The sequence below is a fragment of the Rhabdaerophilum sp. genome (assembly GCF_046092605.1).
In the GTDB taxonomy this organism is placed as follows: Bacteria; Pseudomonadota; Alphaproteobacteria; order Rhizobiales; family Beijerinckiaceae; genus Rhabdaerophilum.
In genome coordinates, this window is sequence record NZ_JBJTDY010000051.1 from 1 (window position 1) to 8,434 (window position 8,434).

At 62.7% G+C, this 8,434-nt stretch carries 9 protein-coding genes and 2 pseudogenes; 1 reads left to right on the top strand and 10 read right to left on the bottom strand.

The genetic code is table 11. The features are described from left to right. From ACKODO_RS04480 to ACKODO_RS04520, 9 genes and pseudogenes are all read right to left on the bottom strand, one after another. A pseudogene (locus ACKODO_RS04480) lies at positions 1–529 on the bottom strand (hypothetical protein); the annotation flags it as partial. Between the two features lie 16 nt (positions 530–545). Continuing rightward, positions 546–887, bottom strand: coding sequence for a DHCW motif cupin fold protein (locus tag ACKODO_RS04485; RefSeq protein ID WP_408982253.1), 342 nt, complete (start codon positions 885–887; stop codon positions 546–548). Between the two features lie 21 nt (positions 888–908). Next, positions 909–1,796: a succinate--CoA ligase subunit alpha gene (sucD, locus tag ACKODO_RS04490; protein ID WP_408982254.1), complete on the bottom strand. Its 888-nt coding sequence runs from the start codon at positions 1,794–1,796 to the stop codon at positions 909–911. Positions 1,797–1,816: 20 nt separating this feature from the next. Beyond that, positions 1,817–3,010: an ADP-forming succinate--CoA ligase subunit beta gene (sucC, locus tag ACKODO_RS04495; protein ID WP_408982255.1), complete on the bottom strand. Its 1,194-nt coding sequence runs from the start codon at positions 3,008–3,010 to the stop codon at positions 1,817–1,819. 24 nt (positions 3,011–3,034) lie between these two features. Then, the gene (locus ACKODO_RS04500) at positions 3,035–3,322 is read right to left on the bottom strand and encodes a hypothetical protein (RefSeq protein WP_408982256.1); all 288 of its coding nucleotides are present in this window, start codon (positions 3,320–3,322) and stop codon (positions 3,035–3,037) included. A gap of 7 nt (positions 3,323–3,329) precedes the next feature. Next, on the bottom strand, positions 3,330–4,292 hold the full coding sequence (gene mdh, locus ACKODO_RS04505; RefSeq protein ID WP_408982257.1) for a malate dehydrogenase: 963 nt from the start codon (positions 4,290–4,292) through the stop codon (positions 3,330–3,332). Positions 4,293–4,652: 360 nt separating this feature from the next. Then, the gene (locus tag ACKODO_RS04510) at positions 4,653–5,243 is read right to left on the bottom strand and encodes a TetR/AcrR family transcriptional regulator (protein WP_408982258.1); all 591 of its coding nucleotides are present in this window, start codon (positions 5,241–5,243) and stop codon (positions 4,653–4,655) included. Beyond that, positions 5,240–6,415 (bottom strand): cell division protein ZapE, encoded by a 1,176-nt coding sequence (gene zapE / locus ACKODO_RS04515; protein ID WP_408982259.1) that lies wholly within the window; start codon positions 6,413–6,415, stop codon positions 5,240–5,242. The genes ACKODO_RS04510 and zapE overlap by 4 nt, the downstream gene beginning before the upstream one ends. A gap of 197 nt (positions 6,416–6,612) precedes the next feature. Next, positions 6,613–7,284, bottom strand: a complete 672-nt coding sequence (locus tag ACKODO_RS04520; protein WP_408982260.1) for an AprI/Inh family metalloprotease inhibitor — start codon at positions 7,282–7,284, stop codon at positions 6,613–6,615. A 191-nt stretch (positions 7,285–7,475) separates the two neighbouring features. Between ACKODO_RS04520 and ACKODO_RS04525 the strand changes: the two genes are divergently transcribed. Beyond that, positions 7,476–7,859: an MAPEG family protein gene (locus tag ACKODO_RS04525; protein WP_408982261.1), complete on the top strand. Its 384-nt coding sequence runs from the start codon at positions 7,476–7,478 to the stop codon at positions 7,857–7,859. A 48-nt stretch (positions 7,860–7,907) separates the two neighbouring features. Here the strand turns inward: ACKODO_RS04525 and ACKODO_RS04530 are convergent. Further along, positions 7,908–8,309, bottom strand: a pseudogene (locus ACKODO_RS04530) (4Fe-4S dicluster domain-containing protein); the annotation flags it as partial. Positions 8,310–8,434 lie beyond the last annotated feature (125 nt).

Consider the following 8,434-nt stretch of genomic DNA (forward strand, 5'->3'; position numbering starts at 1 on the left):
TGTGCATGAACTCGTAGCCGATCGTCTCGCAATAGGTGCGGCGCAGGATCGCCAGCATCTCGCGGATCGTCGCGAATTCGAGGCCGAGCACGTTGTCGATGAAGATCTTGCGATCCCAATCCGCTTCCGTGAAGCCGTAGGAAGAGGGGTGCAGTTCCTCGTGGTCCTTGCGCGGCTCCATGCCGAGCGGGTCGAGGTTCGCATGCAGATGCCCGCGCATGCGATAGGCGCGGATCATCATCAGGGCATGGACGGAATCGCGCGCGGCGCGGATGAGATCCGCATCCGACAGGCCCGGCGTGCCCTTGGCGACCGCGGCATCCGACTTGCCCTTGAGCTTGTCCGAGACGACCTTCTCGACCGCGCCCCAGTTGCCATCGAGCGCCGAGATCAATTCGCCATTGACCTGCGGGGGCCAGTTCTTCCGCGCCCAGGAGGGGCCGGGCGTCTCTTCGCCGGCGAGGCTTTCGAGATAGGCCGTGTTGCCCGCCGAAAGCGCCGAGAGATCAATTCCGCTTTTGTCGTCCATGGGTCCGTCCCCCTTTTTAGTCGACAATGAAGAGTTTGGCGCCCTTGGGCGAAACGGAGCGATGCGGCTCCGCGCCGTCGGCGACCTGATAGCTCATGCCGGGCTTGAGCACGTAGTGCCGGCCATCGGCGAGCGTGGTTTCCAGCTCGCCCTCGAGGCACAGCAGCACGTGGCCCTTTTCGCACCAATGGTCCGAAACATAGCCCGGCGTGTATTCCACCATGCGCACGCGGATCTGGTTCCCCTCCGGCCCGAAAACCTGGGTCCGCCAGAGCGCTTCGCCCGCTTCCGCCGAGTGGCGGGTCGCGGGGATGTCGCTCCAGTCGGTCGTTCCGAAGGGGATGTCCGTCATGCGCATCGCGTCATTCGCCTTCTGGCGTCACTTGCCCTTGAGCACCTCGACAAGGGTTTTTCCAAGGCGGGCCGGCGACGGCGAGACGCGGATGCCCGCTTCTTCCATCGCGGCGATCTTGTCTTCCGCGCCGCCCTTGCCGCCGGCGATGATCGCGCCGGCATGGCCCATGCGGCGGCCCGGAGGCGCCGTGCGGCCCGCGATGAAGCCCACCATCGGCTTCTTGCGGCCGCGCTTGGCCTCATCCTTGATGAACTGTGCGGCATCTTCCTCGGCCGAGCCGCCGATCTCGCCGATCATGATGATCGACTGCGTCTCCGGATCGGCGAGGAACTTCTCGAGCATGTCGATATATTCCGTGCCCTTCACCGGGTCGCCGCCGATGCCGACGGCCGTCGTCTGGCCGAGACCTTCCTGCGTGGTCTGGAACACGGCCTCATAGGTCAGCGTGCCGGAGCGCGAGACGATGCCGACATTGCCTTGGCTGAAGATGTTGCCCGGCATGATGCCGATCTTGCACTCGCCCGCGGTCATCACGCCCGGGCAGTTCGGGCCGATGAGGCGTGACTTCGAGCCATCGAGCGCGCGCTTCACCTTGATCATGTCCTGCACCGGAATGCCTTCCGTGATGCAGACGATGAGCGGGATTTCCGCCTGGATGGCTTCGCAGATCGCATCCGCCGCGCCCGGCGGGGGCACGTAGATCACGGAGGCGTCGGCGCCCGTGCGGTCCCGCGCTTCGGCGACGGTGTCGAACACCGGCAGGCCGAGATGCGTGGAACCGCCTTTGCCGGGCGAGGTGCCGCCGACCATCTTGGTGCCATAGGCGATCGCCTGTTCGGAATGGAAGGTCCCGTTCTTGCCGGTGAAGCCCTGGCAGATGACCTTGGTATTCGCGTTGATGAGAATGGACATGTTGCGTTTTCCTCGGTCCCTTAGCCGTTCACGGCCTTGACGATCTTCTGCGCGGCATCATCAAGGTCATCCGCCGGGATGACGTTGAGGCCGCTCTCGCGGATGATCTTCTTGCCGAGATCCACATTCGTGCCCTCGAGGCGCACGACGAGCGGAACCTTGAGGCCCACTTCCTTCACCGCCGCGATCACGCCCTCGGCGATGACATCGCATTTCATGATGCCGCCGAAGATGTTGACCAGAATGCCCTTCACGTTCGGGTCGGCCGTGATGATCTTGAAGGCCGCCGTCACCTTTTCCTTCGAGGCGCCGCCGCCGACATCGAGGAAGTTCGCCGGCTCCGCGCCGTAGAGCTTGATGATGTCCATCGTGGCCATGGCGAGGCCCGCGCCGTTCACCATGCAGCCGATGGTGCCGTCGAGCGCCACATAGGAGAGATCGTATTTCGAGGCCTCGATTTCCTTGTGATCCTCTTCCGTGAGGTCACGCAGTTCCATCACATCCGGGTGGCGATAGAGCGCGTTCGAATCGAAGCCGATCTTCGCGTCCAAGCACTTCAGCTTGCCGTCCTTGGTGATGATCAGCGGGTTGATCTCGAGCATCGCCATGTCCTTCTCGACGAAGGCGCGATAAAGCTGGCCCGTAAGCACCTCGGCCTGTTTCGCAAGGTCGCCCGAAAGCCCCAGCGCCTTCGCGACCGCGCGGCCATGATGCGGCATCACGCCCGTGGCCGGGTCCACCGAGAAGGTGATGATCTTCTCGGGGCTGTCATGCGCGACCTTCTCGATATCCATTCCGCCTTCGGTGGAGACCACGAAGGCGGTGCGGCCCGTCACGCGGTCCACCAGCATCGAGATGTAAAATTCCTTCTCGATATCCGACCCATCCTCGATGTAGAGGCGGTTCACCTGCTTGCCGGCCTCGCCCGTCTGGATGGTCACCAGCGTGTTGCCGAGCATTTCCTTGGCGTGGGCCTCGACCTCGGCCACCGACTTCGCAAGGCGCACGCCGCCCTTGGCATCGGCAGGCAATTCCTTGAACTTGCCCTTGCCGCGGCCACCCGCATGGATCTGGCTCTTCACGACGAAGAGCGGGCCCGGCAGCTTCTTCGCGGCCTCGACCGCCTCGGCCACCGTCAGCGCCGGATAACCGGCGGAGACATTGGCACCATAGGCCTTCAGGATCGCCTTGCCCTGATCTTCATGAATGTTCATGGGTAAGTCCTTTTTAAACGAACGTCAGCGACGTTTGGATATGAAGGCAACAATTTCAGCAATAAATGCAGGCACTAGGAACAATAGCCCTGGAGCAGCAACAATAAGCCCAACATACCAAGGGTAGTGAAACACATTCACCACTGCAAAGTATGTACCTATTGTGAGTGGCAGCATTATTCTGAAAAAGATTGCAACACCGATGGCTCCCCATGCCCACCACACACCAAAGAGGTAATCAATCCCGACAAAGCCGAGATAGATTTGAAGAACTCCAAGTAGCAGGAATACTGGAACGGCTAGGACAGCCATTTAATCCTCACTTCAGCGTCGGGTTGATGGTCTTGCAGGCATCGATCAGACCCTGAACCGACGCGACGGACTTGGCCATCATCGCCTGCTCTTCCTTGTTGAGGCGCACCTTCACCACGCGCTCGACACCCTTCGCGCCGATGACCACGGGTACGCCGATGAACATGTCGCGCACGCCATATTCGCCCTTGAGATAGGCGGCGCAGGGCAGCACGCGCTTCTGGTCCTTGATGTAGCTCTCGGCCATCACGATCGCCGAAGCCGCCGGCGCGTAGAAGGCCGAGCCGGTTTTCAGCAGCGCGACGATCTCGCCGCCACCTTTCCGGGTGCGCTCGACGATCTCGTCCACCTTCTCCTGGGTGATCCACTTCATCTTCACGAGATCAGGCAGCGGCACGCCGCCGACCGTCGAGTAGCGCACCAGCGGCACCATGTCGTCGCCATGGCCACCGAGCACGAAGGTCGAGATGTCCTTGATCGAGACGCCGGTCGCTTCCTCGAGGAAATAGGCCATGCGGGCCGAATCGAGCACGCCCGCCATGCCGACGATCTTGTTCGGCTTCACGCCGGAGAATTTCTGCAGCGCCCAGACCATCGCATCGAGCGGGTTGGTGATGCAGATCACGAAGGCCTTCGGGCAATACTGCCTGATGCCGTTGCCGACCGATTCCATCACCTTGAGGTTGATGCCGACGAGGTCATCGCGGCTCATGCCCGGTTTTCTCGGCACGCCGGCGGTGACGATCACCACATCGGCGCCCTCGATATCCTTGTAATCGTTCGTGCCCTTGTAGAGCGCGTCGAAGCCGTCCACGGCCGAGGATTCCACGAGGTCCAGCGCCTTGCCCTGCGGGGTGCCTTCCGCGATGTCGAACAGGACGATGTCGCCCAGTTCCTTGAGGCCCGCGAGATGGGCGAGCGTGCCGCCGATCTGACCGGCGCCGATGAGGGCAATCTTCGAACGAGCCATGGGTAGTACGACCTCCGGATGCGCCGGGGCGCACCCCGGGCGTTGGAACAGGAAACGCGGATCGCGGATGGAAACCGGATGGCGCCCGGATGGTCGGACGCTTTCCCCCTTCGCGTCGCGTGGCCGGCCTTCAAGACCGGATTGGGAAAGCGGCGTAAATCGAGGCCCGAAAAAGGGCAAGCGAAACTCGTGTCACATGTCATGAATGGACAATTCGCCTCGGGCCAGCTTGCGAAATTTCATGTCGCGCGAAAATTCACTCTCTTGTTTTCAATGGCTTATAGATCGGCATGTCAGAAAATTTCCCGAATGTTAACAAGATGGCTAATGTAACAAAAAACATTTTTTGTCATTTGTCTCCTATTTCCGGGCGCCCAAGGCTCGGATGACCGCGCGGATGACCCTGTCACGACGCGCATCGGAGGATGGATCGTCGCCGGCGAGCAGCACGGCACGCGCATCGACGAAACGATGCGCGAGATCGAGCGCCAGCTGCGCCGAGCGGCGCGCCTCGCTGCCAGCGAGGAGGCGGGTGGAAATACCCTCCTCCACGATGCGCCCCACCTGCTGGGTGATGCGCTGGCGATGCCGCGCGGGCTCTTCCGCTTCCGTTTCGGGCTCCGCCAGCAGCCGGAAGATCGCGGGATCATCGCGCAGGGTTTCGGCATAGGCGCGCGAGAGGGTCGCGAAATAGCGCTCCAGCTTGTCATCCGCCGGGTCCGGCCCCTCGACAATCTCGCCGAGACGCTGCTCGAGGCCCTTCAGCCAGCCATTCAGTACGGCATCGATCAGGCCCGTCTTGTCCGGAAAATGCCGGTAGACATTCGCGTGGCTCATGCCGAGCCCGTTCGCGACATGCAAAACGGTCATCCGGCGCGGGCCGATCTTGCGGATTTCCGCCGTGGCCGCGGCGATCAGGCGTGATCGCGTGGCTTCCGGCGCGCGGCTCATGTCTCGACGAGCCCCGTGGAATTGCCGCTCGCCTCGCTGTCAGCCCGGCCATGCGGGAGCGCGAGATAGCTCTCGGATTGCATTTCCGTGAGACGCGAGACCGTGCGGTCGAATTCGAAAGCCTCGTGGCCCAATTCAGCCTTGTAGAGCTTGTCCGGCATGGCCGCCGCCGAACAGATCAGCTTCACGTGATGCTCGTAGAGAATGTCGATCAGCGTGATGAAGCGCTTTGCCTCGTTGCGCCGCTCGAAAGTGAGCCGCGGGATATTCTCGAGGATAACCGTGTGAAAATTTCGCGCGATCGCGAGGAAATCCAGGGATCCGAGCGGGCGCGCGCAGAGTTCATCGAACGTGAAACGGCCGACACCGCCCGCCGCCCGCTCCACCACCAATTCGCGCCCGCCGAGATCGAAGACCTGTCTCTGCACCCGCGCGCCGGCCGAGAGATCGGCGAAAGCCTGTTCCAGCGCCTCCTCCGAGGCCATGCCGGCCGGCGCGTGATAGACCTTGCGCCCCTGCAGCTTCTCCATCCGGAAATCCGTGCGGGCATCGAGCCGGACGATATCAAGCCTATTTTGGATCAATGTCACGAAGGGCAGGAAGAGCGAGCGGTTGAGGCCGTTCTCATAGAGCCGCGCAGGCTCCACATTGGAGGTCGCGATGAGCACCACGCCACGCGCGAACAAGGCCTCGAAGAGCCGCCCGAGGATCATCGCATCGGCGATATCCGTCACCGAGAATTCGTCGAAGCAGAGCACCCAGCTTTCCTCGGCGAGTTGCTCGGCCACCGGAACGATGGGATCGCCACCCTTCACCTCGCCGGTTTTCAGTTTCTGGCGATAGGCGTGGATGCGCGCATGCACATCGGCCATGAAGGCGTGGAAATGCGCGCGCCTCTTGCGCCTCACGCCGAGACTGTCATGGAAGAGATCCATCAGCATGGTCTTGCCGCGCCCCACTGAACCCCACAGGTAGAGGCCCTTCAGCGGCTCCGGCTTCGCCTTGCGCCCGAAAAGCCAGCCGAGCGCGGAACCTTTCCGCGCAAGACGATGGGCTTCCAGCCGTTCGGCCAACTGGTCCAGCTTCGCAACGATGCGGGCCTGGGCCGGATCGGCCTCGAGGCGGCCTTCGGCGACAAGAGCCTGATAGCGCGTTTTGACGGGACCGGGCATGGCAATTCCTAAACGATCCGCCTTGAGAGCGCAAACCGATCTGATCGAATCAGATCCTGCGCTCACTCTTCTTGTTTTCGCATCCGCTTTTTCCGCCAACCGGTATCCACTTGGCGGGCGGATGCTCTAGGGCAGAACGCTCGGCCTGCAAAGAGACGAGAGATCACTCGGTTCGCAAGATCATCTGGCCCGCAAGATCATTTGGACATCGAGACCGGCGCGCCGGAGCGCGTGGAAACGCCGGAGAAGCTGCCATCGCCTGCTTGCCGCAGGCGTGCGACCACCGCGCCCCCGGATTCATACAGGATCACCTCCGATCCGCTGAGCTCCCAGGCGTTGACGCGCTGCAATTCGGTCGCCCGGCAGCCATTCGTGCCGGCGCCATAGAGATCGAGCTTCGGCGCGCTGGAAAGCGTGATGCGGCAACGATTCCCGGCGGCTTCCATCAGCGACCAGTTGCCGGTCACGCTCGAGCGGCTCGGCGCAACGGCGGGAGCGGTGGGCGTCGTGGGTGCCGGGCCCCCGGGCGGCAGGTTGCCCGGCGCGGGGGCCCCACCGCTCTGCACGGGCTGCGTACCCGGTGCCGATGGCAGGCCGGTCGTCAGGCTCGGCGAGGGCGGCGGCGAAAGCGGCGCGGTTCCCGCCACGGCGCCTGAGCCCGGAGGTGGCGGCAGGGTCTGCGTATCCGCGTCATCAAGGCTGGGCGCGGCGGTGAGCGGAGGCGGCGGTGAGGCGGGCGTCGAGCGGGCCATCTGGCCGCCGCCGGGCCCGTAACCCCCGAACCTCTGGCTGGAATCGCAGGCGGCCAGCAAGGTCATCGGCGCCGCCATTGCCAGCGCGCGGAACAGGAACGGGGCCATATGCGCCATGAAACCCTCCGGAAAGTCTCCGCGCCGGCCTGGAAGCATCGCGGAAACCCTCACTTCATGCGTTTTCCGATGAAAACGCTCTCGCCAGTTTCACTGGTTGCATTTTCTTCTCGCGAACCGGAATCCACTTCGCTTCGAAAATGCTCCAATCTGGATACCAAATCGTAAAATCATAGAATCGAGGACAAAAAATGGCTTTTTCATTCTGGATGCTGCTGGTCGCGGGGCTCCTGCCGTATATCACCGTGGGCTTCGCGAAGTTTTCCGCGCGGGGTTACGATAACCATCATCCCCGCCAATGGGCTGCGGGTTTGCAGGGCCGGCAGGCGCGGGCCTATGCGGCACACCAGAACCATTTCGAATTCTTCCCGTTTTTCGCCGCCGCGGTCATCATCGCCGAGCTGCGCACAGGCGGCAGCAGCAGCGTGAACCTCCTCGCGATGACCGCGATGGGCGCGCGCATCGCCTATACCGCCTTTTATCTCACGGATCGGGCGACCCTGCGATCGATCTGCTGGATCATCGGCATGCTCTGCATCATCGCGCTGTTCGGAGCTGCCGCTGCCGGGAAATGAAAAAGCCGCCCTCGGGAGGCTTTCGCATTTCCAGAGGTGTCACGCCGCTCAGAACTGGCGAGCCACCATCATTTTCTTGATCTCCGCGATCGCCTTTGCCGGGTTGAGACCCTTCGGGCAGGCATTCGAGCAGTTCATGATGGTGTGGCAACGATAGAGCCGGAAAGGATCTTCCAGATTGTCGAGCCGCTCGCCGGTCGCCTCGTCGCGGCTGTCGATCAGCCAGCGATAGGCCTGCAGCAAAGCCGCCGGGCCGAGATAGCGGTCGCCATTCCACCAATAGCTCGGGCAGGAGGTGGAGCAGCAGGCGCAGAGGATGCACTCATAGAGCCCGTCGAGCTTCTCGCGATCGACCGGCGCCTGCTTCCACTCGCCTTCCGGCGCCGGAGACGCGGTCTTGAGCCAGGGCTCGATGGAAGCGTGCTGCGCGTAGAAGCGCGTGTATTGAGGAGCCTGCAATGGCCCAGTTTCAACTCCCCAAGAATTCCCGCCTGACAGAGGGCAAGACCTGGCCGAAGCCGCAAGGTGCTGATGGAAAGCTCGCGAACAACCTGCGCGAATTCCGCATCTATCGC

Coding starts and splice junctions, on each gene's coding strand:
- ACKODO_RS04485 (WP_408982253.1), bottom strand. CDS start 887: ATGCGCATGACGGACATCCCCTTCGGAACGACCGACTGGAGCGACATC.
- mdh (WP_408982257.1), bottom strand. CDS start 4,292: ATGGCTCGTTCGAAGATTGCCCTCATCGGCGCCGGTCAGATCGGCGGC.
- zapE (WP_408982259.1), bottom strand. CDS start 6,415: ATGCCCGGTCCCGTCAAAACGCGCTATCAGGCTCTTGTCGCCGAAGGC.
- ACKODO_RS04520 (WP_408982260.1), bottom strand. CDS start 7,284: ATGGCGCATATGGCCCCGTTCCTGTTCCGCGCGCTGGCAATGGCGGCG.
- ACKODO_RS04500 (WP_408982256.1), bottom strand. CDS start 3,322: ATGGCTGTCCTAGCCGTTCCAGTATTCCTGCTACTTGGAGTTCTTCAA.
- ACKODO_RS04510 (WP_408982258.1), bottom strand. CDS start 5,243: ATGAGCCGCGCGCCGGAAGCCACGCGATCACGCCTGATCGCCGCGGCC.
- ACKODO_RS04525 (WP_408982261.1), top strand. CDS start 7,476: ATGGCTTTTTCATTCTGGATGCTGCTGGTCGCGGGGCTCCTGCCGTAT.
- sucD (WP_408982254.1), bottom strand. CDS start 1,796: ATGTCCATTCTCATCAACGCGAATACCAAGGTCATCTGCCAGGGCTTC.
- sucC (WP_408982255.1), bottom strand. CDS start 3,010: ATGAACATTCATGAAGATCAGGGCAAGGCGATCCTGAAGGCCTATGGT.